Source organism: Paenibacillus assamensis DSM 18201 (assembly GCF_000422445.1).
Lineage (GTDB): Bacteria > Bacillota > Bacilli > Paenibacillales > Paenibacillaceae > Paenibacillus_B > Paenibacillus_B assamensis.
The window spans coordinates 216082-240553 of the sequence record NZ_AULU01000003.1; the positions used below are offsets into that span (position 1 = coordinate 216082).

23 protein-coding genes are annotated in these 24472 nt (G+C 44.0%); 11 read left to right on the forward strand and 12 right to left on the reverse strand.

Annotated features, from left to right (window positions below; all coding sequences use genetic code 11):
• Positions 1-183 precede the first annotated feature (183 nt).
• Complete coding sequence (locus H580_RS0100760; RefSeq protein ID WP_028593102.1) at positions 184-1422, reverse strand: glycosyltransferase family 2 protein; 1239 nt, start codon at positions 1420-1422, stop codon at positions 184-186.
• Positions 1423-2163: 741 nt separating this feature from the next.
• Between H580_RS0100760 and H580_RS0100765 the strand changes: the two genes are divergently transcribed.
• Positions 2164-2718, forward strand: coding sequence for a phosphatase PAP2 family protein (locus tag H580_RS0100765; protein WP_028593103.1), 555 nt, complete (start codon positions 2164-2166; stop codon positions 2716-2718).
• A gap of 107 nt (positions 2719-2825) precedes the next feature.
• On the forward strand, positions 2826-4019 hold the full coding sequence (locus H580_RS0100770) for an MGDG synthase family glycosyltransferase (RefSeq protein WP_028593104.1): 1194 nt from the start codon (positions 2826-2828) through the stop codon (positions 4017-4019).
• A 238-nt stretch (positions 4020-4257) separates the two neighbouring features.
• On the opposite strand, the gene trmB is transcribed toward H580_RS0100770, so the two are convergent.
• Both trmB and H580_RS26325 read right to left on the reverse strand, forming a co-directional pair.
• Entirely contained in the window at positions 4258-5013 is a 756-nt protein-coding gene (gene trmB / locus H580_RS0100775) for a tRNA (guanosine(46)-N7)-methyltransferase TrmB (protein WP_028593105.1), read from the reverse strand.
• A 308-nt stretch (positions 5014-5321) separates the two neighbouring features.
• Complete coding sequence (locus H580_RS26325; RefSeq protein ID WP_169449339.1) at positions 5322-5498, reverse strand: hypothetical protein; 177 nt, start codon at positions 5496-5498, stop codon at positions 5322-5324.
• Between the two features lie 232 nt (positions 5499-5730).
• On the opposite strand from H580_RS26325, the gene mnmL reads away from it, so the two are divergent.
• The 5 genes from mnmL to H580_RS0100805 all read left to right on the forward strand — a co-directional run bounded on the left by mnmL (position 5731) and on the right by H580_RS0100805 (position 9909).
• Complete coding sequence (gene mnmL / locus H580_RS0100785) at positions 5731-6711, forward strand: tRNA modification radical SAM protein MnmL/YtqA (protein WP_051217125.1); 981 nt, start codon at positions 5731-5733, stop codon at positions 6709-6711.
• A gap of 1 nt (position 6712) precedes the next feature.
• Positions 6713-7303 carry a tRNA 5-(aminomethyl)-2-thiouridylate-methyltransferase MnmM gene (gene mnmM / locus H580_RS0100790; RefSeq protein ID WP_028593107.1) on the forward strand — a complete coding sequence of 197 codons (591 nt, stop codon included), beginning with the start codon at positions 6713-6715 and terminating at the stop codon, positions 7301-7303.
• A gap of 180 nt (positions 7304-7483) precedes the next feature.
• The gene (locus H580_RS0100795) at positions 7484-7873 is read left to right on the forward strand and encodes a VOC family protein (RefSeq protein WP_028593108.1); all 390 of its coding nucleotides are present in this window, start codon (positions 7484-7486) and stop codon (positions 7871-7873) included.
• 28 nt (positions 7874-7901) lie between these two features.
• A complete protein-coding gene (locus H580_RS0100800) occupies positions 7902-8870 on the forward strand; it encodes a type I phosphomannose isomerase catalytic subunit (protein ID WP_028593109.1) in 969 nt (322 codons plus the stop codon).
• 475 nt (positions 8871-9345) lie between these two features.
• Positions 9346-9909 (forward strand): hypothetical protein, encoded by a 564-nt coding sequence (locus H580_RS0100805; protein WP_028593110.1) that lies wholly within the window; start codon positions 9346-9348, stop codon positions 9907-9909.
• Positions 9910-10123: 214 nt separating this feature from the next.
• Here H580_RS0100805 and H580_RS0100810 read toward each other — a convergent pair whose 3' ends face one another.
• Together H580_RS0100810 and recQ are read right to left on the reverse strand one after the other, a co-directional pair.
• Entirely contained in the window at positions 10124-12001 is a 1878-nt protein-coding gene (locus H580_RS0100810) for a B12-binding domain-containing radical SAM protein (protein WP_028593111.1), read from the reverse strand.
• Positions 12002-12236: 235 nt separating this feature from the next.
• The gene (gene recQ, locus H580_RS0100815) at positions 12237-14087 is read right to left on the reverse strand and encodes a DNA helicase RecQ (protein WP_028593112.1); all 1851 of its coding nucleotides are present in this window, start codon (positions 14085-14087) and stop codon (positions 12237-12239) included.
• A 252-nt stretch (positions 14088-14339) separates the two neighbouring features.
• Between recQ and H580_RS22855 the strand changes: the two genes are divergently transcribed.
• Entirely contained in the window at positions 14340-15407 is a 1068-nt protein-coding gene (locus H580_RS22855) for an RluA family pseudouridine synthase (protein WP_084508795.1), read from the forward strand.
• A gap of 127 nt (positions 15408-15534) precedes the next feature.
• Here the strand turns inward: H580_RS22855 and H580_RS0100825 are convergent, their stop codons facing one another.
• Together H580_RS0100825 and H580_RS0100830 are read right to left on the reverse strand one after the other, a co-directional pair.
• Positions 15535-15879, reverse strand: coding sequence for a GIY-YIG nuclease family protein (locus H580_RS0100825; protein ID WP_028593113.1), 345 nt, complete (start codon positions 15877-15879; stop codon positions 15535-15537).
• 52 nt (positions 15880-15931) lie between these two features.
• Positions 15932-16684, reverse strand: a complete 753-nt coding sequence (locus H580_RS0100830; RefSeq protein ID WP_028593114.1) for a DUF2087 domain-containing protein — start codon at positions 16682-16684, stop codon at positions 15932-15934.
• Positions 16685-16882: 198 nt separating this feature from the next.
• Between H580_RS0100830 and H580_RS0100835 the strand changes: the two genes are divergently transcribed.
• The 3 genes from H580_RS0100835 (at position 16883) to H580_RS22860 (ending at position 19670) form a co-directional block, all read left to right on the forward strand.
• A complete protein-coding gene (locus tag H580_RS0100835) occupies positions 16883-17140 on the forward strand; it encodes a YciI family protein (RefSeq protein WP_028593115.1) in 258 nt (85 codons plus the stop codon).
• Positions 17141-17352: 212 nt separating this feature from the next.
• Complete coding sequence (locus H580_RS0100840) at positions 17353-17682, forward strand: YnfA family protein (protein ID WP_028593116.1); 330 nt, start codon at positions 17353-17355, stop codon at positions 17680-17682.
• Between the two features lie 347 nt (positions 17683-18029).
• Positions 18030-19670, forward strand: coding sequence for an N-acetylmuramoyl-L-alanine amidase family protein (locus H580_RS22860; protein ID WP_084508797.1), 1641 nt, complete (start codon positions 18030-18032; stop codon positions 19668-19670).
• A gap of 136 nt (positions 19671-19806) precedes the next feature.
• On the opposite strand, the gene H580_RS22865 is transcribed toward H580_RS22860, so the two are convergent.
• The 5 genes from H580_RS22865 to H580_RS22870 all read right to left on the reverse strand — a co-directional run bounded on the left by H580_RS22865 (position 19807) and on the right by H580_RS22870 (position 24429).
• Positions 19807-20133 (reverse strand): hypothetical protein, encoded by a 327-nt coding sequence (locus tag H580_RS22865; RefSeq protein ID WP_036604257.1) that lies wholly within the window; start codon positions 20131-20133, stop codon positions 19807-19809.
• Between the two features lie 143 nt (positions 20134-20276).
• A complete protein-coding gene (locus H580_RS0100855) occupies positions 20277-21149 on the reverse strand; it encodes a sugar phosphate isomerase/epimerase family protein (RefSeq protein ID WP_028593117.1) in 873 nt (290 codons plus the stop codon).
• A gap of 58 nt (positions 21150-21207) precedes the next feature.
• On the reverse strand, positions 21208-22287 hold the full coding sequence (locus H580_RS0100860) for a Gfo/Idh/MocA family protein (RefSeq protein ID WP_028593118.1): 1080 nt from the start codon (positions 22285-22287) through the stop codon (positions 21208-21210).
• Positions 22288-22369: 82 nt separating this feature from the next.
• A complete protein-coding gene (locus H580_RS0100865) occupies positions 22370-23242 on the reverse strand; it encodes a sugar phosphate isomerase/epimerase family protein (protein ID WP_028593119.1) in 873 nt (290 codons plus the stop codon).
• Positions 23243-23448: 206 nt separating this feature from the next.
• Complete coding sequence (locus tag H580_RS22870; protein ID WP_036604259.1) at positions 23449-24429, reverse strand: helix-turn-helix domain-containing protein; 981 nt, start codon at positions 24427-24429, stop codon at positions 23449-23451.
• Between the last annotated feature and the right edge of the window lie 43 nt (positions 24430-24472).

Here is a 24472-nt window from a genome sequence, read left to right on the forward strand (position 1 = left end):
TGAGTCGGTCAGGTGAGAAGCGGGCGCTCCTGCTTTCGTATTAGTCGTACTCAAGTAATATATCATATGCAGTATACAGAGTCAAGTGTACCAGAACGTAAATTTTTACATTGTCTATTTAGCTGAACTATGAAAAAGATGGGGAGCCTATAGACTCCCCATCGAACATGTAACGTCTGTATATTAGGCTTGCTTGCCCTGTACATCTTCCAATCTTACAACACGTGTATGCTCTGTATGGCTCCATACTTTGTTGTTCTGCGTGAAGAACGCATAGAACGTAATCGGCCACCAAGAAAGCAAGAAGATTGGGAATGTAATCAAGGATGCATAGATACGCGGCGATCTAACACCTTCAAGTACTAGTGCCAGAATGAATGCTGCACATGTCATCACGATTGAGCCAACAAACAGCCATGGCGGCAATATTTCGGTTAGCGTCGGGAAGTTCGGACCATTGAAGAACGCTGCATCCACCCAAATATAAGCAGTAAGCAAGAACGTAATCAATACGGTATATACCGTCATGCTGTACAATGCTGTATCAAACTTCGCCAAGTTGCGCTCCTTAATACTTTGCCACATCAATGGGAAGAAATAACGACGTGCTACTGTAAAGTGACCTTGCATCCAGCGTAAGCGCTGGCGTGCAGAAGCTTTGAACGTAAGCGGCTTCTCATCAAATACGCGAGCCTTATAGTTAAATACGGGATTAACACCATTCTTAACACAACGAACCGTAAACTCCAAGTCTTCTACCAAGCTTGTAGCTCCCCAGCCCATTTCTTGAAGCAATTTACTCTCAAAGCACATACCCGTTCCACCCAAGAAGTTAGCCATCTTGAGGTTCGTCCGGGACAACTGCCACAAGCGGTTGCAGTACCAGTAAGTTACACCGTATGCTGCTGTGATCCAAGAATCATGAGGATTCTTCGTATCAATGTAACCTTGAATAACGCGTGCTCCAGAGCATAGGTCATTGTTCATTTCAGTTAGGAAGTCAGTGCTGACCAAGTTATCCGCATCAATCATGACAACGGCATCGAACTGGCGCTCCATTTCCCACAAATTCTTCAACATCCACTCAATGGCAAAGCCTTTACCGCGCTGCTGAGGATTGTGACGCTCGCAAGCTGTCCAACCGTGCGCACGAACGATATCTGCTGTATTGTCAGTACAGTTGTCACAGATAACAAAAACATCATACATATCTTTCGGATAATCGAGCGTCTTCAGGTTCTCCATCAACGCATCAATAACCGTTGCTTCGTTATGTGCAGCTACGAGCACAGCGAATGTCTTCTTCGGCTCGTGTTGTATATGTTTCTTCTTACGATAAATTCCAAACAAAGAAAGTGTAAATTGATAAACCCCGATAGCTGCCAGCAAAAACTGCATAACAACTAACCAATTATCCACCATGCTAGGTGTCCCCCTTTAATCAAATACCCCTAATACATATCCTAATCTCTCTCTACAGGCTTACATATTACGTTTGCTCACTAACGAGCTGCATTCCAATTTCTCTCTTCTGAATGTCATACGAATGTCATCCAAACGTAATAAAACGGTCGATCATGATTGTCTAATGTTTGCACCCTTTTGTCAAAACCTTTTATTGGCTTTCATTTGCTTCTGACTGCGTTATAAGCGGTTGGCGTGCAATTTATATGCAGCTGACGTCTATTCATGCTACTTTATACTCATTTTCAACCAAATCCAACGTTTTTGCAGCTAAAGTCCCTCTTTCTCTTGGTGTTATACCCTTTTTAAGGACTACAAAGATGCATGGACAAGCAAACGACAGAATGAATGAAGCATAACGAAATGACCGACTCATTCGTTATGACGGGTTTGAACGATAAAAAGTTGCACAAACAATAACTTTTTATATGATGTTAAACCATACACAGCAAAATGAATCAAACATGAAAGCTCAACTATTCATGTGTCAATCATTGTAGCAAATCAATCAACCAAATTCTACTTCAGTATACCCAAACGATGGTTACTTGAATCTAAAGGACGTACAATGTTGTACACGCTACCTTTACATATTCATCATGAAAAATTCACAAAATGATTATCTTCTGTTAATGTTACCTTGATAAGATGTGTTCAAACTTCAGTCCAACCATAACTTGCTACTACGGAGGGGATATTATGACCCGTCTGCTCTCATGGTTATTGCAACGCGAACGACAGCTGTTTTTCTGGATTAATCATCGGATGCATCATCGCATCACGAGCTTTGTCCTATATTCATTTACCCACTTAGGTGGAGCAACATTTACAATAGCATGTTCATCGCTTATTGCACTGTTTAGCCCTGCACCTTGGAGTATGGCAGGCTGGCAAGCTCTACTTGCACTAGGCATTAGCCATATACCTGTTGTACTTATTAAAAAGGTATACCCGCGGCTTCGTCCGCATGTAGCTATGCCTGACATACGTACATTTAGGAAGCCGCTCGTCGATCATTCATTTCCTTCTGGACATTCAACAGCGGCATTTTCGATCATTGTACCCTTTATCGCGTTGGTGCCGCAGCTAGCCTGGATTCTTGTTCCTGCAGCCAGCATTGTGGCATTGTCTCGCATGTATCTTGGTTTGCATTATCCGTCGGACTGCTTGGCAGGTGCTATACTCGGCGCAGGAACAGCAGCGCTAACCGTGTCACTATGGCCAAGCAACTTATTCGATTACTCATTCGTTTAATGTGGTAAGAGAAGTTGAAGGGATAACCTACTTGCAATCCGTCAGATTCAAAGTGTTTAAAATTCAATCGAGGAAAGGTGACAGGTATGGAACAACAAGCCTTGTCCATGTTCAACGATACAGAAGCACAATGGTTCGGCAGCATAACGGGTGAAAAGAAACGCATTTTGCTTTTATCCGAACGCTTCGGAGCAGGCCATACACAAGCTGCACATGCTTTATCGGTTAGCTTGCGTAGAACTTCTCCTCATGTCCAAACACGTGTTATGGAGCTTGGAAAGTTCTTGAACCCAATAATGGCACCGCTCATCATCGAAGCTTATCGCCATACCGTAACGATACAGCCAAAGCTTGTCGGCTACATGTACAAGAAACAATATCGTCGTTCTTTAAATCGTCTTACGACCCTTGCCCTGCATCGTCTATTTTACACGCATGCAATGTCCGTATTTCGACAATTAAAGCCAGATATGATCGTATGCACGCATCCGATCCCGAACGCCGTCGTCTCTCGACTTCGCCGTCAAGGTCTGAACGTGCCCTTATATACATTAATTACCGATTACGATGCACATGCTGCATGGGTATCACCTATGGTCGATCGCTATTTGGTATCCACGCATGAAGTGAAAATGAAACTAGTAGAACACGGTGTCCATCCTGACCGCATTGAAATTACCGGCATACCTGTACATCCAAAATTCTGCGAACAGCATGACCGTAATATGAAAGCGGACATTCGCAAGCAATTAGGACTTAAGGAAATGCCAACGGTTATGGTCATGGGCGGCGGTTGGGGACTTATGGATCCCAATGATACGAACGAGCTGCTGACACGTTGGACCAACCATATTCAATTCGTATTTTGCGTTGGCAACAATGACAAGCTGCGTGAGAAGCTGCTTAAAAACCCACGCTTTCAGCATGAAAATGTCCATATGATTGGCTATACGAATGAAGTGGATAAGCTGATGGATGTATCGGACCTGCTCGTAACGAAGCCCGGCGGCATGACATGCACAGAAGCACTAGCTAAGGGCATTCCTATGCTGTTCTACAGTCCACTTCCTGGGCAAGAGGAAGAGAACTGCCAATATTTCACAGCAAAAGGATACGGTGAGCCTATTGACTGCCCGAAAGCGGTGGCTAAATGGATGAGCAAGCTAGCGTATGAGTACGAAGAAGTGTCTGCGAGAAGGATGGCCTATGTAGAAAATGCATCACGCTATCACCCGCAAGCATGTGCGGAATCATTACTGCATGATTTATTAGGCGAAAAGCAAATGCTTAGTCGCTTGTAAAATAGTCTATCCGTTATCGACAACATTCGGCAATTGCGAAATAAAAAAACGTGTCGTAGTACATTGGGATAGATAAGAAATTCGTATGATGCAAATGTTGAACTTTATCGAAATTTATGTCATATAACAAAAAATCCCCTTCGTATCCGAATCGAATTACGGATCTGAAGGGGATTTTTTGTTGTAACTAGTTGGCAAATGTCTCTCAAATCGCCGTATTCAATAGAACCTAATCCGTCTAGTTCTCTTCTTGTTCATCCTTGTCTTCCACAACAGCACGGCGCTTCTCCTGCTGTTTCTCTTCTCGATATTTGCGAATCGCCTCTTCACCTACAACAACTTCAATCCGATGAATGTTCATTCCTTTGCCCATGAACTTTTGCTCATATTCAGTCATCACATGCTCTTCATTAATTCCGTCACGATGCAGATTTAATGAAATACGACGTGTAATAAGCTCCATATCTGCAAAGCTGTTCAGGGAAGATTCGAATAAAGTCTCTGAATCTGTCTTGAAGTGAATCTCTCCTAACTCGTTCATAATATGAATATATTTCTCAACGAAGCGGTAATGTGTCAAACGGCGGCGAGCGTGACGCTTCTTCGGCCAAGGATCACTGAAATTCAAGTACACGCGCTCCAGCTCATTTTCCGCAAATACATTTTCGATAAATTCAACGTTCGTGCGAACGAGCTTTAAGTTGGCTGGATGAGGCAGCTCCGTCTCAAGGCCTTCCACTGCTTTCATCGCCTTTTCGCTTGCACGTGCAAGCAACTCGTCATACATATCGATACCGATAAAGTTAACATGCGGATATTTCAAACTCATTTGTGTAATGAACTGACCTTTCCCCATACCGAACTCTACCCAGATCGGGTTATCGTTTCCAAATAAGCTACTCCATTTCCCTTTATGGGCTTCTGGCTCCAAAACAACAAGTGAAGTCATTTGCTCCAGTTGTGAGAGAGCACCTTTTTTACCACGCAAACGCATAAATGTAAGCCTCCATATCATGTTGGTCGTTTTTTAAATAAATCAAAAATAAATGGAAAAACCGCAGCAGCAACGCTCCGCATAAAAGGAGCAGAATACGCATGTTGTGAAGTGGTTCCAATATATGAATTTCTAATGTACAGTAATCCTCACATTATACAAAACGATGACGTGATAACAAGACAACTGTTCCGATTGTTAATTGTGCCAAAAAGACTATCCCCCTGTAAAGCACGAAAAAAAGGAATGCCGCTAAAAGCATCCCTTTTCCATCACTATCTTTTCGTAACTATCATCATAATCGCGCATTAATTACTAACAATCTCGTATTGACGCTCTACAGCTTGACGAACCTTCTGCTGAGCTGCTGCCTTTACTTCAGACCCATATGGGAATTGCTGCCCCATTAATGCCATCGCTTCCTTAATCGTCAACTCCACTGCAATCTTCTTTTCCCCTTGCGGAATCACAAATAGATCGCCCATCGTTGTTCACCTCACCTTATTTCGATGTCCTTACATTTGTAAGCATCGTCTGGATCAGTCCGACTTATTCTATACTATTCTACTAGTAAGCGCTTTCTTCCTCCTCAAAAATGTAACATTTTGTGTAAGTTTTATTGAAGCTCAACTTCGCATTTGTACCCTGTTTCTGTTACAATAAGTAGTGCATCTTCATGATGCTTATGGACGATTGGAAAGGGTTTAACATATACCTATGACACATACAGAACAACTTATTACTGAAGTTGAGTTCAGCGATGAACAACCTATGCTATGGGCAGACAAACGGTTTCATACATGGAATTATGAGATGCGCGAACAGTTCGGGGAAAAAGTATTCAAAGTGATGCTTGATGCTGGCTTTACTTGTCCGAACCGAGACGGAAATATTGCAATTGGCGGCTGCACCTTCTGCAGTGCGCGTGGTTCCGGCGACTTTGCAGGACGTCGTCGTGACGATCTCGTCTCTCAGTTCAATACAATTCGTGATCGCCAGCATACGAAGTGGCCAAATGCCAAATATATCGGCTACTTCCAAGCTTATACGAACACCTACGCACCAGTAGAAACGCTGCGAGAGTATTTCGAGGTTATCCTTGAACAGCCCGGGGTTGTAGGGTTATCGATTGCCACACGTCCAGACTGCCTGCCTGATGACGTCGTCGAGTATTTGGCTGAACTGAATCAGCGGACGTATTTGTGGATTGAAATGGGATTGCAAACCGTGCATGAATCCACATCCAACTTAATTAATCGTGCACATGACACTGCCTGCTATGTAGAAGCGGTTGAAAAGCTGCGCAAGCACGGCATTCGTGTGTGTACCCATATTATTTATGGATTGCCGCAAGAGACGCATGAAATGATGATGGAGACGCTGCGCCAAGTTTCCCGTATGGATGTGCAGGGCATTAAGCTGCACCTGCTTCACCTAATGCGTAAGACACCTATGGTCAAGCAATACGAGGCAGGCTTGCTTCGCTTCTTGGAGCAGGATGAATATATTAAGCTCATTGTAGACTCCTTAGAGCAATTGCCGCCAGACATGATCGTGCATCGCGTTACAGGCGATGCGCCGCGCGATCTTCTTATTGGCCCGATGTGGAGCCAGAAGAAGTGGGAAGTGTTGAACGGCATCGACAAGGAGCTGCGACTCCGCCATACATGGCAGGGCAAGTATTGGAGGGAGAAGTAAGATGGGATTCCTTTCTGTGCTGAGCTTTGCCCAGCAAGTAGTGAAAGAGCGCGTCCAACTAGGCGATCGCGTAGTAGACGCAACGATGGGTACGGGCGTAGATACGTTGTTCCTTGCCCGGCTTGTTGGGGAACGCGGACATGTAGCCGCGTTCGACATTCAGGCGCAAGCGCTTGAGCTGACGCGTAAGCGCCTCCACAGCGGCCTTGGCCTGGACACAGCAGCGCATGTAGACTTGCGGCTTGCAAGCCACGCCGACCTTGTCGGTGCGCTGCCCCCGGAGTGGCACGGGCAGACGGCTGCCGTCATGTTCAACCTTGGCTTTCTACCAACGGCAGAAGCAGACAAGGCTGTCATGACGGAGCCGTCCACGACGCTGGCTGCGCTGGAGGGAGCGTTGGCTCTGCTGCGCCCTGGCGGCGTGCTCAGCGTCGTGCTTTACCCGGGCCACGATGGAGGCGACCGCGAAGCGGACGCCGTCCAGGCTTGGGCCGCTGGCCTGCCCCAAGTAGTTGGGCAGGCATTGATCTACCGCATGCTGCAGCGCCCGCATGCGCCTTACGCGATCGCCATCGAGAGGCGGCGGAGCTAGGCTAGCTTCTAACTTCATGAGCGAGCATCCGTTCTTTTCTTTACAAACATACGGAAACTGCACGACTCACCCGAATCAGGTGTATCCTTCCTATAGCCCGCCTACTAGGCAGTGGAAGCTACATATAGATCAAGTCCAGATCGAACAAGACAAGACTACAGCTAAAAGGAGACGAAGAAGATGGCCGTACGCAAGCTCGAACATACCGGGATTATGGTGCGCGATTTGGAGCAATCCATTGCCTTTTATACCAATATTATCGGCATGACGTTGAAAAATAAGCTTCTTCATACGAATGGCATTATTCACCTAGCTTTTTTGGGCTTTCCGGGTCAGGACAGCATTGAGCTCGAACTGATCCAAGGCTACAATGATAACTTGCCTGCTGAAGGAAAAGTGCATCATCTTGCCTTTACCGTCGATGACATCGAGTCTGAATTTGAACGTATTCAACAACTTCAAGTTGAACTTATCGATCAGGAAATCGTAACATTGCCCAACGGCAGCCGCTATTTCTTCTTCAAAGGACCAGACGGCGAACATCTTGAGCTGTTCCAATCAACTAGATAAACCTTAACTTACATTGGAGTGAAGAGACATGACAATACCATATCCACTGAAATTCCAACCCGAATTCAAAGAACGTGTCTGGGGCGGACGTGCCTTGGAGCAATTCGGGCTTGAACTGCCGGAAGGTCATATTGGAGAAGGTTGGATGATCGGTGACCATCCGAATGGCATTACACAAGTTGTGAATGGTGAACTTGCTGGAAAAGGACTGGATGAAGTTCGTGAACAATTTGGGCGCGAATGGTTCGGCACGAAAGGCTTCTCAGAAAAAAACGGACGCTTCCCGCTGCTTATTAAGCTGCTCGATTGCAACGATGACTTGTCCATTCAAGTTCATCCCACAGATGAATACGAAGGCTTACCTACAGGCGAGCTTGGAAAAACAGAAATGTGGTATGTACTCGATGCCAAGCCAGGTGCTAAGATCATTTACGGCCTAAAAGAAAACGTCGATCGCGCTGCTCTAGCACAAGCCATGGAAGAAGGACGTATTTTGGATGCACTTCAAGAAGTTCCTGTTCAAGCCGGAGACTCCTTCTACATTCCAGCAGGCACGGTGCATGCTCTATGTGCTGGGGTTGTGGTGGCTGAAGTGCAGCAAAATTCCGATACCACTTATCGCCTGTATGATTACAACCGCCCTGGCCTTGATGGCCAGCCACGTGAGCTGCATATCGAGGATTCCTTGAATGTAATTGCTTACGAGGGCGCTGGAGCAACTCGCATGAAGACAGATGATGCGAAGCCTAATGAGTGGCTGCAGCTTGCACAATCACCGTACTTTATTGTGGAAAAAGGAATCGTAAGTGAGTCTTGGGCGTTGTCAACGACTGCCGAGAGCTTTGTTATTCTCGTTATTTGTGATGGTACAGGTACGCTTAGCTGGCAACAAGGTTCTATCGAGTTCCGCTCTGGCGAATGCTTCCTCTTGCCAGCTAACCTAGGCAGTTATTCACTTGAGGGCAGTTGCACAGTACTTCGTTCTGTTGCACCTTAATATTTCTGAATGATCGTTGGCAAGTATTTTAAGATGAACGTATGATTAACATTCATTTGTGCTCTCATTTTGATATAAACAAATAGCTGCAACTTATTAGTTAAGGTTAAGAGATCCGTTTCATTTAAGCGGATCTCTTTTTTCTTTATATTGATTTTTAAGCATCGATATTATCTTCATACGTTGTTAATTCCGATACCTTTCGTAAGCTTCGATACGTCCCTCACGGAACTCAGCGCTTATCAATTCTTATTCATATACAGTAAAAATCACAAATTGTTCATGGACTCGGATAATATTGTGACTAATTTCACATGAATGAATGTTCAAACTATTTACGATGTAAGTAAGACCATTACATACCACTCTATACACGGCTAGATTCAATTGCACACTGCACAGAGTGAGAAAAAGATTTTTGAACTGCATCACGATACGAGAATTGCAGCTCAACTATAAAGAAAGGATGATCGTAATGAAACGAACAACACTCGTCTTTATAGCCATTTTACTAACGATTGGCGTAGCATGGACGGCATATGGAGAAGAAGCACTTCCTCCACCAAAACGATTGACGACGAAACATATGATGGCTGATCTCAAACATGCGTACACGATGCTGCTTCAACACCATCCGCATTTCAAAGAGATGGATATTAATATGAAATCGGACTGGATTGATAGCTACAATAATTATTTGCAACTCATTAAACAGGCCGAGGACGAAGAACAATTCAAACAAGTTATGCAAATCATGCTAAACGACCTCCGAGATGAAGATACACGATTGTTAGCCAAGGAAGAGTATGATGAATATTATGATCACTGTCAGAGCGTACAGCAATCCACTTTTAAGGATGAGCTAGAAAAAATGGCAGCGAAACGTCGATATGCCCACCAGCCAATGGACGAATCGACTCATCACCATATGCAGCGCAATCATCATCAAGAAAGCGATATGCACAGTGAAGAGAACGACTTGCAAATGTTCACACTGCCGAATAGCGGTTACGTTTTACGTGTCCCGAATTCGATGTAAGATACATGACAGACTACCAAATATCAATTTGTATATGTGGGCTCTGTATCGAGCCTGATTTTCAAAGAAACAGGACCTCAACTCCCACATAAAGTGGAGAGCGAGGTCCTGTTTTTATTGTCATCATGGACGTTTCTATCGTGTACACGTAATTGAAGCATCTCAATTCTGACAACCATGAAGCGACTTCATGGATTTGTATATCGGCCTACAGCTAAGCCATCAACAACTTCTCCGATACGACGAATACGAGCGGACGTCCATTTTCCTGCTGTTGGTATACAACGATCACAATAGATGACTCTATATCCGCTGAAGGTGCAGCGGCAATTGTCTGAACCGATGTAGTCTCTTCCATAGAAGCAGTCTGTACCTCAGGATTAGAAGGGGCGTTGGCGTTTCCATCGTCCACCGATTCTTGCCCCGCTGTCTGACCTACAACCATCCAATAGGCAACATCGAACGGCATTCGCTCAACAACGGCATGCTTATGCAGCTCACGCTCATTCAACCCGAGCGCCGCAAAGTCACTGCCCAATCGCTCAGGATGTTCCGCTGCTGCGCGTAGAATTCGCCCTACCTCATCTTTATCAAGTACGTCTTTCCACCATATTTTACGAGGCTTGTACTTGTGGTTCATAAAGTAGTCCAACCTCATTAGCCCTTGTGCAACCTCTGGATGCTTCAGTTCGCGCTCTTCCAAGAAGCTGCTAAGGCGGACAAATAGATCTTCCAACTGATGGCCAATCTTCTGCCATCCCTGGCCTTCCCAATAGTCACCGAACGCTTGGAAGAAATCAAATGGGGAGCCAAACTCACGCTCCATCAGATGCTCCATCGTCGTATCCAGACGATGCGAGTTCCAATATTTCTCCAACACATCTTCCAGACGCTTGAGACGGACAACATCGTCAAATGGCAGCATATCATTGCTGAGCATCTCATACGGAGCGTGATCCATATACACATATCCGTACTTCGCGGCATCAATACGCAAGCCTGTTCCACGCAGCAGCTTCAAGAAACCAAGCTGGATTTCTTCTGGACGCAGCGCAAACACATCATTAAACGTCGTACGGAATGTCGCATAATCTTCTAGCGGCAAGCCAGCAATCAAATCAAGATGCTGATCAATCTTCCCACTATTTTTAACCTTCGTTACTGTACGCGTCAATTTCTTAAAGTTCTGGCGACGCTTCACCAGTTCATTCGTTGGGTCATTCGTCGACTGTACACCAATTTCAAAACGGAATATACCTGGAGGTGCATGCTCTGCTAAGAAATCAAGCACTTCCGGACGCATAATATCTGCCGTAATTTCGAATTGGAACACACATCCGTTATGATTATCAATGAGGAACTGGAAGATTTCCATCGCGTAATCTCGCTTAATGTTGAAGGTTCGATCGACAAATTTAATCAATTTCGCGCCATTGTTAATGAGATATAACAAATCAGACTTCGTTCGCTCCATATCGAAATAACGCACGCCAACCTCAATACTGGAAAGACAAAATTGACAGCTGAACGGACAGCCACGGCTCGTCTCGAAATACACAACACGACGCCCCAAATCAGGCACATCCTCCGCAAATCGATACGGAGTCGGAATTTGATTCAGATCCAGCTTCGGACGCGGCGGGTTAATAACAACCTCATTCGTTTTATTACGATATCCAAGCCCAAACACAAAGTGATACTTTTGATCCGTACTTATTTCTCGCAGCAAGTGAAGCAGCGTCTCTTCCCCTTCACCTACAATAATGAAATCAACATCAGGAAGACGCTCCATCCAATACGTCGTATCATAAGATACTTCAGGACCACCTAGCACTACTTTGACTTCCGGCAATACTTTTCGCAGCATGCTAATGACTTTTATCGTCTCTTCAATATTCCAAATATAACAAGAGAATCCAATTACATCAGGTTTACGCTGATATAAATCAGATACGATGTTCATCACAGGGTCTTTAATTGTAAATTCTGCCAACTCTATCGGGAATTCCGGTTCACAATGCGCTTTTAGGCATCGGATGGCGAGTGATGTGTGAATATACTTTGCATTTAACGTTGCTAGTACGACTTTCATAGTAGCTCCTTTCAACGGCTAACCAGCCAATCCTCTCATTATAACGATTTTTCGCCCATTATTCGAGATTCTATACGATATCTATTAAAATAAAAGAAAGGACCAACATTGGTAAGGAGCACTCCTCTGCAATGTGTAGCCCTCTAACATTTATCCTGTTAAAATGCACAAAAGCTCTTTACAAAAAAGAGACTTTTGTAACATTCTCTTTCTGTCCTGCTCACTTCGTCAGCGCTTAATACCCTTCATCCTCATGCCAGCCAGACGGCTCATCCTGCGCAGCTTCCTGCTGCTCCAAATTGCGGAACAATTCAAGGAATGGCTGTCCGAACTTCTGCACCTTCGCCTCACCCACACCTTTAACTTTCAGGAATGCATCCACTGTCGTTGGTCGCTTCTCCGTCATTTCGCGAAGTGTACTATCGTTGAATACGATATACGGCGGTACATTCGCTTTGTTAGCTATGTCACGACGCAATAAACGAAGCTGCTCGAACAATGTCTCATCAACTGCCGCTTCCACCTTCGGCTTCAGCTCGTTCGCAACTTTCTGGAATACTTGCTGCTTGCCCTTCAACACGTCTGCCGCTGTAGGCAGCAAACGAACAACAGGATATTGCCCTTCACTCAAGCTTAAGTATCCGTCAGCAATAAGAACGTAGATAAGATCGGAGATTGCCTTCTCTGTCAGATGACGCATCATGCCATGAGTTGGCAGTATATCAAAACCATTTTGCACAACCTTTTTGTTTCGAGAACCTTTCAATACCGAGGCAACCATCGAAACACCCCAGCGCTCTCTCATCCGATAAATACAGGAAAAGATTTTTTGCGCATCCAACGTAATGTCGACTTGCTCGCGCTCATCCTTACAATTGCCGCACATGCCGCAAGGTTGTTGGTCAATTTCGCCAAAATAACGCTGCATATACGTAACAAGGCACTCCGGCGTATAGCAGAAGTCGATCATTGACTGTAGTTTCTTATATTCATGGGCTTTGCGCTCTGGCAATGCTTCACTCTGCTCAATAAAGAACTTTTGCGTCAAAATATCCTGCGGGTGGAATAGCAGCACACATTCACTCGCTTCTCCATCTCGTCCCGCACGACCTGCCTCCTGCACATACGCTTCCATATGCTTCGGCATGTTGTAATGCAGTACATATCTGACGTTAGACTTATCAATTCCCATACCAAATGCATTCGTCGCCACAATAACCCGGATGTCATCGTATAGAAATGCTTCCTGCATATGTGCGCGCTCATCATCCGACAATCCAGCATGATAGCGCCCTGCTGGAATGCCTGCCTTCACTAACATGCTATGCAAATCTTCGACATCTTTACGAGTAGAAGCATAAATAATGCCGACCATATTCGTGCGCTGGCGAACATAGTTCAACGCAAAGTCTTTGCGATTTTCACCGCGCAGCACCGTAAACGCAAGATTATCGCGCTTGAATCCAGTCACGATCAATTCGGGGTCTTGCAGCTCCAGCAATCGGATCATGTCCTCTGTTACTTCCGGTGTTGCCGTTGCCGTAAATGCTGCAAGCAGCGGGCGCTCACCATAGTTATGCGCGGCCAATTCACGTACAAATGGTGCAATCGCCCGATAGCTCGTGCGGAAGTCATGTCCCCACTGCGACACACAGTGCGCTTCATCCACAGCAATAAAGGCAATGCGCAGCTGCTTGGCACGCTCACGGAACCATTCGCTTTCCAATCGTTCTGGTGCAACATATAGGAGCTTCAACTGTCCGCGCTCTGCTTCGTACAAAATACGCCCTGCTTCAGAAGCATCCTGTGTACTATTTATATAGCCTGCTCTTACCCCTAAACTGTGAAGCGCATCAACTTGGTCTTTCATTAAAGAAATTAGTGGTGAAATAACTAGCGTCAAGCCATGCTGAAGAAGTGCTGGCACTTGATAGCAAATCGATTTTCCTCCGCCAGTTGGCATAATACCAACGGTATCTTTTCTTTGCAGCAAATGGTTAATAATTCGAGATTGCCCTTCTCGAAAATCATCATAACCATACACTTTTTGAAGCGTTGAACGCGCTTCGCTCATCGTCAATGTCATGCGATCAGATGCTCCTTACGTTGATTAATAAATGACTCAGCTGCAAGGTCTATTCGAAATTACCTTGTGATTCCATCCGTCCATATGCGGAAACGCCTTAACATTAATTATAGCATGACTATTCCCCTTCGTGCTTTCGATAGCGTGAGATAGCTCTTTTTGATATGATGGGAGTATTCAATCCGTAATGATGAACGGAATTCATGATCGGCTTGCACTTACGCTGCATGAAGAAACAGAAAGAGGTCAACGATGAAGAAAAGAAACAGCTACGCATCACCTACTGGAAAACCAACTCAACAAAGAAGCAGTGGCTCCAATAGAAACCATAATAAAAATAGAAATCACGGTTTGGAACATGCTACATCAAAACCACCCAAACCATCTAAGCATACAAGTGCGAAAACGTCACAACATACGCCAGTAAAAGCACCGCCAAAGCCGCAAGCTAAATCCTATACGGTTGAACAATCGTCTGAGTTGCTGAGCTTCTTGATTGCACATGTAAACATGGGTCGCAACGCGGTTAAATCCGTACTAGCACGTGGACAAGTATCCGTAAATAACAAAGCGACAACCGTATATAACTTCCAACTTGAACCAGGCGATATTGTCACAGTGAGCAAGGAGAAAACGAGCGATGCGCCTGCCTTCGTAGGCTTGAGAATTATCCATGAAGATGATCATGTAATTGTTATCAACAAAGATGCTGGATTGCTTTCCGTTGCTTCGCCACAGGAAAAAGAAATGACGGCTTACCGTCAGCTTACGGCACATGTGCGCCAAGCGCATCCAGCCAATCGTATTTTCGTCGTTCATCGTCTGGATCGCGATACATCTGGTGTCATGATGTTTGCCAAGAGTGAACATGTTCAACAAACATTGCAAAATGCTTGGAAGGAAAACGTGCAGGAACGTCTATATGTTGCGCTTGTCGAAGGTGCTGTTACTAAACCAGAAGGTACGATTTCCTCCTGGCTAAAAGAAAGCAAAACGCTAAAAATGTACTCCAGCCCATACCCAAATGACGGTCAACATGCGGTTACTCATTACAAAGTGCTGCAGTCCAACCGCCAGTATTCCTTGCTGGAAGTTCAGCTCGAAACAGGTCGCAAAAACCAAATTCGCGCACATATGGAAGACATCGGACATCCAATTGTTGGAGATAAAAAGTACGGTGCAAAAGTAAGAACGATAGGCCGCCTCGGCTTGCATGCTCGTGTTCTTTCCTTTACGCATCCGATAACAGGCAAAGTGCTTCGCTTCGAAACAGACATTCCTAAGAAATTCACGAACCTATTTACAACCGTGAATTCTTAGTCTCAGCTTTCTCTAAATAAGCAAACAAAAAGGGACGGTCACAATGACTCGTCCCTTTTCAGTCTATTGAATTGGCATATCTAAGCCCATGTGGCAGGTATTGATCTCGTAATACCACATATATAGCTTACTTGTTATACCCTGCTTCACCATATGGCTGCAGCTCGTTCAGCCACTTCTCTTCTAGCTTCTTCAATTCTTCTTTCTCATCAAAATAACCATGTTCTTTCTTTTTCAAAATTTCCAGTGTTTCAATTTCAAACGCCGCTTCTCCATAGGCATTCCATTCTGATTGCAGTACCTTATTCATATGTCCGCCCATATTAAGCTGAAATTTCTTTCCTTCAATGGTTCGCAAATTCGACGTGCTTACCACAAGCCTTTTATTATTCATCGTATTGCGGATTTGATACACGCCCGCTTCCGTCTTTATTTCTTTATATGCTGCTTTTAGTTCTTCTCTGCGATTCACTTCTATCGCACTCCTTTCTACTCATAAACCCTCTAATTCATATGACTAGCTCTTACTTGAGCCAATATTCACTGCCGTCTTCTTTACGATCAAGAAAGCCATATTCGATCAAATATCTGCGCAAAGTCACGTAATCATCGTAAACCGCTTTTAAAACTTGATTAATCTCCTTCTCATTGTAAATCGTACCGATCTGGAAACGCTTAGTGATCTCTCGCAGCACGACTAGTTTACTCTTCTCTTTCATCGAGAACGTCTTCAACTTGCCATCCGTCCCGTCAGGGAAGTATTTTTCCAGAAGCTTATTATTCTCTTCTTGCGTCACGTTATATCGCTCATCTACCATCGTAGCCGTCTTATGATACTCTACAAAAGCAGGTGCGTGTTCATCCTTCTCCTTCAGAAGCTCCATTAACGTTAAGAACACCTTTGCTTGACGTTCTTTCTCCTTCAATACGAAGCGGTGATTCCGAATCGTGGAGGCACTACCGATGCCCATCTGCTGCTGAATATCACGATCGCTTTTCCCCTCATAAAAACATTGGAGCAAGCCGTTCTGGTGTTCTGTCAATCCTGTCATCTTCTTATCCATCTGAATGAGATAGCGGAACACAGATTGATGCTCACGCTCAATATGGAGGCGCGTGTATCGCTCAGCTTCGTACAACGTATCGCCTTTCTTATAGATAATGCCTTTCTCCACCTTCTGGCCGCACAACAAACAAACATATTGCTTCTCTTGCTCATGATATCCTTGCTTCAATTCATCTATAGAAGCATTCCAGAACATTTCTGATATATCCATACCTAAACACATCCTATTTTTGTTTGTCTTATAATAGACATTATTACTCATCGTTTGAATATTGTCAAACAAAAAGCAAACAACTGATGTGTTTGTCTATGAATTTTCCTCTGAGATACCCTATTTACACTTTTCGGGCTATACTGAATATAGCTCTGTAGTTCCATTTTCCATATCTATAAAAGGAGAGATCATCGTATGGCTTACTTTGCAGCTATTTTGAACATGAAAGATGTTTCTAAAAATGCTACTTATCGCCCTGACCATCTAGCTTACCTTGAAAGTCTGCACGCACAGGGAAAGATTTATGCTAGAGGACCATTCGCAGACGGCTCAGGTGGCATGGTTGTTTATATTGCAGACTCCTTTGAAGAAGCGAAGCAGTTGGCAGAGCAAGATCCATACATTATTGAAGGTGTACGTCACTTGGAGTTAAGAGAATGGGGTCTTATGTAAGAGAACGAATTTTGTTTCTCAGCAGCTGCCTTTCAAGCTAAGTTAGTGCTTGGAGGCAGCTATTTATATATCAGAATGATTGAGACCGACATACTCATCTTGTTCCTTATCATCCTCATCCTACCTCCAAAGATTGTTTCTCCTGTTTATGACCATTGTCGTTTATAATAAATAGATTGCACAATAAGATCGGTTATATAGGGAGGCTTCACATGTTTACCGCAGTATTGTTGTTTATGGTCGCTGGACTAGCCGAGATTGGCGGAGGATATCTTATTTGGCTGTGGTTAAGGGAGTCCAAGCCACTTTCCTATGGCATTTGGGGAGGTATTATTCTTATCGCTTACGGAATCATCCCCACACTGCAATCATTTCCTTCTTTCGGAAAAGTGTATGCAGCTTACGGAGGCGCATTTGTTATGCTTGCCATCCTTTGGGGCTGGCTTGTAGATAAGCAGGCACCTGATCGATACGATATCATCGGCGGATTGATATGCCTTATCGGCGTTGCGGTTATTTTGTGGGCTCCACGATCTGCATAAAGATAATGAGGGGGGAAGGACACCTTCCTTCTTCTCCGTAGATTTTCCTTTTTCGCTACAATTAACTGGTATAGAAGCTTCTATTTCCCTTGATAGGGTCCCCTCTTTTCGACACTTATTCATAAATAAGACTCTTATTTTATAGTAGAAAGCCACTCTTCTTACATCTATATACAAATTAGTAGGAATAAAGTAACAAAAAAATTATAATCTTCCCTTTTGATTTGTGTTACATTTATTTCAGATCAATCAGCAACATTCGTCTATTATTTCGCGTCTACTAAGTATGGTAATTTAAAGTATTATATGTTTGAATTGGATGATTTACTAACGAGGGATGGAGGATTATGTCGACTACCATGAAAAAATACGGTCTCTTGCTAATGTTACTGACGTTATTGTTCACGCTTCCTACTATTGCTGCTGCTGAGCAAAGTGAAAAATCTACTAATCTCACACAATCTACTACAAAGAGCAAAAAAGCTGCTAATGGAACTAAGGATAAGAATACTACTAAATCTACACAACTTATCCAACCTACTCCTAGCACGAAGGATGCAAAGAGTACAAGCATTATAATAGACGACAAGAAACTGACGCTCCCTTCAAATGCTGAAGTAAAAAATATGAATCAATCTGTCATGATTCCACTTCGAGTTGTCATTGAGCATCTTGGTTTCGCTGTCGATTGGCAGAAAGAGTCCAAACAGCTTCATATTTCTGATGGCACCAACAAAATAGAGCTGACCGTAGGAAGCAATGCCTCTATCGTAAACGGAACAGAAACGACATTAAGCAGTCCGCCAATCGTTGAAGGCGGTACAGCACTTGTCCCTCTTCGATTTGTTGGAGAGCAATTCGGTCTAAAAGTTCGTTGGGATAATGCCAACAAGTCAGTCTTGATTCAAACGCCACCTCCTCCTCCTAAAGAAGAGGTGAATCCAGATCCAAACCAAAATAAAACGATACCTCCTGGAAATACAGGCTCTAACAAGGGTTCTAATTCGGGTACCGCACAAATAAACAATATCAACTATATAGATAATCAATTGATGGTCGAAGTGCAAGGAACAGTGCAGCCCAAAATATTTACTATGACTGACCCGAATCGAATTGTTATGGATATTCCTGCAACTGCCTTCACCACTGATTTTATTAATGGACAGCTTATGAACGGAAAAGCAGGATTCCACGGAAAACTTGACAATTTTATAGATGACCCGCACATCGAGCAAGTCCGCTACTCTTTATTTGACGAAAAGTCTTCTACGATTCGTATCGTACTAGACACGAGAGCAGATATCGGCTACACCATTACTGATGGAGGCAGTGAATCAGGGTTCCTTACGATGGAGCTGCATACAGGAGATCAAGTAGTGCCCCCGGCAATTACGGATCCTCCGACAACGACACCACCGATAACTACGCCGCCAACTACGATTGACGGCAAGAAAATTGTTGTCATCGATCCCGGTCACGGGGCCAAGGATTCAGGTGCTGTCGGTTATTCAGGTAAATACGAGAAAGATTTTGTACTGGGACTAGCTCTAAAAGTGGAACAATTACTGCTCCAAGAAGAGAATATCCAAGTTATTATGACACGAACAGATGATACATTCATAGAGCTCCCAGATCGTATTGAGGTGGCCAACCGCGTAAATGCAGCAGCATTCGTATCCATTCATGCGAATTCAGCAGCACCAAATCGCAAAGCGGGTGGAACCGAAACGTATTTTTATCCGACTTCGCATGAAACATTTGCTGATACTATGCACAAGCACATACTAGGCGCAACTAAGTTCACAGATCGTAAAGTAAAAAGGCATCCGTATGCAGTACTAGCTAAAGCCAAAGTACCTGCCGTTCTATTAGAAATAGGGTTTCTATCAAATCCTCAAGAAGAACAACAAATGCTATCCGAACAATTTCAAAATCGTGTAGCTGTAAGTATTGTGAATGGAATTAAAGAATCAATAGGTGTCCAGTAAACAAGCTTAATCACAACTCACCACCATTTCCCACATCATTTGTGGCTTAATGGAGGTGAGTTGTTCTAATTTTATATGTAAAAAAAGTGCTTGCAGGACAAGCACTAGGCAGTACCCTGCAAGCACAAACTAGTTATTAATATTCGCCACCGTATACTTTATGATGGCAGTCGCTGCGGCGTTTTTTGTGTTTTTTCTTGTGTCCACCACCGTAGCTTTTTCCACCACCATAGCTTCCGCCGCCGTAGCTGCTTCCGCCGTGAGAGCGAGTACCCAAGTTTACTTTGAATTTCTTTACTTTCTTCACAGTGAAGACTTTCTTTTCGATAACTTTAATGATTTTTTTAGCGCTCTTTTTCACTCTTGTGTCGATAAGTTTTTTGCGACCATGACCGTTACCATGACCGTTGCCATGTTTACGTTTTTTGGATTTTTTATGATGGTTCTCAAATTCTCTACCCATACGTAATCCCATCCTTCATATTAAATATTTTGTCTTGCACCACATTATATGAATTGCAAACAGCAGACTCCACGGCGTGAGCCTGCTGCTATAAAAGATGGTGAGAACATATATTTATATGAAAAATAGTATATTACAAGGCATTATTTGTAACGTTTAATAAACTGTACCGCTTTACGAATATCTTCCGCTGGCTCGGTTCCAACTTCACGTTCAATCGTCAAATAACCATTAAAGCCAATGTCTACTAGAGCTTGGAAATAGTTATCAAAGTCAACGTTCCCTTCTCCTAATGGAAGCTCCTTGAATGGACCATCTGTAGCCATTTCTGCAAGCTTTTCATGACTCATCGGCTCAAAACCCAACATGCCATACACTTCTCGTGGATCAACTTCACGCACGCGAATGCCGTCCTTCACATGCGTGTGCACAATGTAATCTTTTAACGTATAAACACCTTGGACAGGATCATCACCTGTTACCATAACCATATTCGCTGGATCGAAGTTAACAGCCATCCCCCTGCCAGTCAATGAATCAAGGAACTGTTTTAAATGCGCAGATGTTTCTGGCCCTGTCTCAATGGCAAAATGTCCGCCTACACTGTTCGCATACTGACTAAGCTCCTCACAAGCACGCTGCATCGTCGCATAGATAGGATGGTCTTCATTAGGGACGATGCCAATGTGCGTCGTTACAATATTTGAACCCAAATCAAGTGCCAAATCTAGAATACGCTTCGACTTTTCAATCTTCCACGGGTTAGCCTCTGGGTCTTGGAATCCATGACCAGCCAAGTCTCCTACTAACGCTGATACTTCCAATCCTAAATCTTCAATATAGGATTTCAATTCCTTACGAGCAGTTGAAGATAGATTAGCAGGATCCATTTCCCCTTCTACCGCATAAATTTGCACACCATTCGCGCCCACCTCTTGTGCCTTGCGCAGCGCTTCTTTTAATGGCAATTTGAAGCTATCTGTCATTACCCCTATCGGTTGATGAATCTTCACCATATTCACTTATTCCCTCCCAATTCAACTATAATGTAACAACTTTATTTTAATAAGCGGATTAATTTAATACCTTCTCTATCTCATAGACAACTTCTTTGCCTGTACGGCTCGATTCATAAATACCGGACAATATTTTAAGCATTTCAACACCATCTTCTACGGGACAAATGGTCTCTTCCCTGCCCAAGCAAGTCTCAACGAAGTGAGCAACCTCAGCAGCAAACCCTTTCTCGAAATCAAAGGAGAGATCATCAATTTGCGGTGTAATATTTAACATCGTATTGTGCTTCTCACTAACAATCGCAAGCTCAGGCTCCACCTCAGCTCCACCCTTATCTCCATACAGCTTCACCGCAAGCTCTTCTTGCTTCGCATGAAGCGTGAAGCTAACATCTACAGCCAGTGAAGCTCCATTTTCAAAACGAATCAGTGCATTAGCCATGTCTTCAATCGTATTATGACTTGCATCATAATCAGCAGCTTGATAGAAGCTAAAGTTCTCAATATGACCGCGATTGCCTAGTTTATTGTACGTATTCCCAGTAACACTTTTCACCTTTGGCTTGCCCATCAAGTACCAGCAAAGATCAATGACATGGACCCCAAGGTCAATCAATGGACCGCCGCCTGAACGCTGTATATCGCTGAACCAGCCGCCTGGATTGCCTAAACGACGCAGACAAGAAGCCTTTGCATAATAAACCTCGCCCAGTTCACCTGCATCGATAAATTTCTTCAGCACCTTCGTATTTGTACCGAAACGGCGCACATAACCGATCTGCAATATTTTTCCGCTCTCTTGAACCGCTTCCTGAATTGACAAAGCCTCTTCCACTGTGCGGCATAACGGCTTCTCCACTAGCACATGCTTGCCCGCCTTCAAAGCAGCAATGCTGTTTTCTGCATGTGTATTATTCCATGTACAAACGCTGACGGCATCAATATGTTCGTCACGTAGAAATTCCGCTACATTGGTATATACTTTACTAGCACCGAATTCGGTTGCCTTTGCTCGTGCCCGCTCCTCATTGAGATCACAGACAGCTACAATTTCTACATCCGGATGCTGAGCATAGCCTTTAAAATGAAACTCCGAAATAGATCCTGCTCCAATGACACCTACACGCAATTTGCTCATCGATTTAGTTCCTCCCTATTAATCGCTCACTTGTATTACCTTTTTAAATACATACTCTCTTATTTCTTCTATGATCAAATCATTACGCCTCATTCCATAATCGACGCAGATTGTCTAACGCAATTCGAGTCCCTTTCAGGCAATCTTCCATCCCTTCAAATTCTATGGATACATAGCCGTCATAGCCAGATTGCTTTACGATGGAAACGAGCTTCGGTATTGGTAAGTCCCCTTGACCTACAATCGCTCCTCTTAAATATTGGCCGTGAAGCGATTGAAACCAGCCCTCACCAGGATTGCAATCAGCAGGCCGCAAGTAGAAATCTTTGAAATGGACCATGCTTGCTAACGTTACGTTAGCGCGAACAGCTGGCTCAGACGGTTCATCCACACAGACAAAGTTACCGACATCTAATGTCGTACGGAAATTGTCGCGATTCACATCAAGCACGATACGGCGCACTCGCTCACTATGCTGCGCATAGAAGCCGTGGTTCTCAATACTCGTCGTAATGCCATATTGGGATGCATATTCCGCCAGCTCGCGACAAGCCGCGACAATTTTGGCGTAATCCTGTTCAAAATAAGCCGTTCCTGTCTCTGCCAAAGGACGGGAAGCAATATCATGGCGCATGCGCTTTACTCCAAGTCGATGAGCGATATCGATATGTCCTTTAATATGGTTCACTTCAGCAGCGTAGGCTTCCTCTGTCAAGCCAGCTACATTGCCACCTACACAGTAATTGGACAGTTCCAAGCCAATCTCATCTGCATACTGTCTAATCTGATCCGCTAGTTCCGGCTTGCCATGCAAGTCGAATCCAATATCTATAAGCTGAACGATCTCAGCATGCTCGCCTCCATTTTCCTTGATCCATTTCAATACAGCGAATATGTCCATTTCCTGTCGTCCCATTGCTTGGTATAAACAATACGTACTAACACCCAGCTTCATCTCGTTCCACTCCCAGCATGCCTAGCAACAAGGTGCCTCCGATGGAAGCGGTTGCAGGTTATAATGTATGTCACACTTTCATTATATGAAATCTGCCTGTGAAGCCATTGAACTATGTTCCACAGTTGTTGTACTTTCTTACAAACATTCGTGAAATGGAGTAAAAAAGAAACAGTCCATAAAGACTGTCTCCTCTTCGTTCTATATTATGGCTTAGCCTGATGTGTAGAATGAGAATGAACAGACCTTGCATTCCGCTTGAATTGAGATGGCGATACCCCTGTATGCCGTTTGAATATGCGTGAAAAATAAGCGATATCATTAAAACCGACACCATACCCAATCTCGGTAATCGTGCTGTCCGTATTGAGCAGCATCTCTGCTGCTTTGCGGATACGCAGATCAATTAAGTAATCATTAAAGGTCTTACCTGTATATCGTTTGAATAACGCACAAAAATAAGATTTAGATAAATTAAATTGACGGCATAACCCTTCCAAACGGAGCTCTTCGGGATAATGTTCATGAATGTAGTTTAACGCTCCCATCATAAGACCTCGGAATTTCTCCATACGATCTTCTTCCTCTGACCCTCCACCTCGCTGCTTAGTCATTTGACGAATAATGATGGACAGCAGCTTCAATAAGTTGGCCTTCAGAACTAGCTCATAGTAATGCTCACCCTGTTGGAACTCAGCAAGCATCTCGCTCAGCAAACGTGTTACTTCCGCATCCGCTTCTCCTAATAAGGTTACTTTCGGTATTAACTCATCTTCACTGACCATAAATTGTTCAAGATAAGAATAGTCGAAGCGATCCGTGCCTTCATTTGGACGTTGAAAATGTTCATTAATAAAATGAGGGAGAAATTCACAGCCGATAATCTCCATCTCTTGATCAGGAATAAGATCAACACGATGAACAGCATAGGGAGGAATGACAAATAAGTTTCCCTTCATCATTTGATACGTCTTACGATCAATCGTATGCTGGAAGGAGCCTTTTACGACATACCAGATCTGGAAATAATCATGGGCATGGTCGCGACTGCTGCCACCAGCTTGTGTCCAACGATATACTTTGAACGGAAGCAAGGTTCCGATTTCTAATTCACCACGATACAACGTTACGTCCGATGATAACGACGGTTGAGCGCTCTCCTGTGCAGCCTGCATCGGATTTTCCATCTCGTACCTCCAAGTCCTTGTATTCCCTTGTGATGCTGTCGCC

Bases quoted from the DNA above. Each gene is read 5' to 3' on its own strand.
- H580_RS0100760 (WP_028593102.1), bottom strand. From the start codon at position 1,422: ATGGTGGATAATTGGTTAGTTGTTATGCAGTTTTTGCTGGCAGCTATC.
- H580_RS0100765 (WP_028593103.1), top strand. From the start codon at position 2,164: ATGACCCGTCTGCTCTCATGGTTATTGCAACGCGAACGACAGCTGTTT.
- H580_RS0100770 (WP_028593104.1), top strand. From the start codon at position 2,826: ATGTTCAACGATACAGAAGCACAATGGTTCGGCAGCATAACGGGTGAA.
- trmB (WP_028593105.1), bottom strand. From the start codon at position 5,013: ATGCGTTTGCGTGGTAAAAAAGGTGCTCTCTCACAACTGGAGCAAATG.
- H580_RS26325 (WP_169449339.1), bottom strand. From the start codon at position 5,498: ATGGGCGATCTATTTGTGATTCCGCAAGGGGAAAAGAAGATTGCAGTG.
- mnmL (WP_051217125.1), top strand. From the start codon at position 5,731: ATGACACATACAGAACAACTTATTACTGAAGTTGAGTTCAGCGATGAA.
- mnmM (WP_028593107.1), top strand. From the start codon at position 6,713: ATGGGATTCCTTTCTGTGCTGAGCTTTGCCCAGCAAGTAGTGAAAGAG.
- H580_RS0100795 (WP_028593108.1), top strand. From the start codon at position 7,484: ATGGCCGTACGCAAGCTCGAACATACCGGGATTATGGTGCGCGATTTG.
- H580_RS0100800 (WP_028593109.1), top strand. From the start codon at position 7,902: ATGACAATACCATATCCACTGAAATTCCAACCCGAATTCAAAGAACGT.
- H580_RS0100805 (WP_028593110.1), top strand. From the start codon at position 9,346: ATGAAACGAACAACACTCGTCTTTATAGCCATTTTACTAACGATTGGC.
- H580_RS0100810 (WP_028593111.1), bottom strand. From the start codon at position 12,001: ATGAAAGTCGTACTAGCAACGTTAAATGCAAAGTATATTCACACATCA.
- recQ (WP_028593112.1), bottom strand. From the start codon at position 14,087: ATGACATTGACGATGAGCGAAGCGCGTTCAACGCTTCAAAAAGTGTAT.
- H580_RS22855 (WP_084508795.1), top strand. From the start codon at position 14,340: ATGAAGAAAAGAAACAGCTACGCATCACCTACTGGAAAACCAACTCAA.
- H580_RS0100830 (WP_028593114.1), bottom strand. From the start codon at position 16,684: ATGGATATATCAGAAATGTTCTGGAATGCTTCTATAGATGAATTGAAG.
- H580_RS0100835 (WP_028593115.1), top strand. From the start codon at position 16,883: ATGGCTTACTTTGCAGCTATTTTGAACATGAAAGATGTTTCTAAAAAT.
- H580_RS0100840 (WP_028593116.1), top strand. From the start codon at position 17,353: ATGTTTACCGCAGTATTGTTGTTTATGGTCGCTGGACTAGCCGAGATT.
- H580_RS22860 (WP_084508797.1), top strand. From the start codon at position 18,030: ATGTCGACTACCATGAAAAAATACGGTCTCTTGCTAATGTTACTGACG.
- H580_RS22865 (WP_036604257.1), bottom strand. From the start codon at position 20,133: ATGGGTAGAGAATTTGAGAACCATCATAAAAAATCCAAAAAACGTAAA.
- H580_RS0100855 (WP_028593117.1), bottom strand. From the start codon at position 21,149: ATGGTGAAGATTCATCAACCGATAGGGGTAATGACAGATAGCTTCAAA.
- H580_RS0100860 (WP_028593118.1), bottom strand. From the start codon at position 22,287: ATGAGCAAATTGCGTGTAGGTGTCATTGGAGCAGGATCTATTTCGGAG.
- H580_RS0100865 (WP_028593119.1), bottom strand. From the start codon at position 23,242: ATGAAGCTGGGTGTTAGTACGTATTGTTTATACCAAGCAATGGGACGA.
- H580_RS22870 (WP_036604259.1), bottom strand. From the start codon at position 24,429: ATGGAAAATCCGATGCAGGCTGCACAGGAGAGCGCTCAACCGTCGTTA.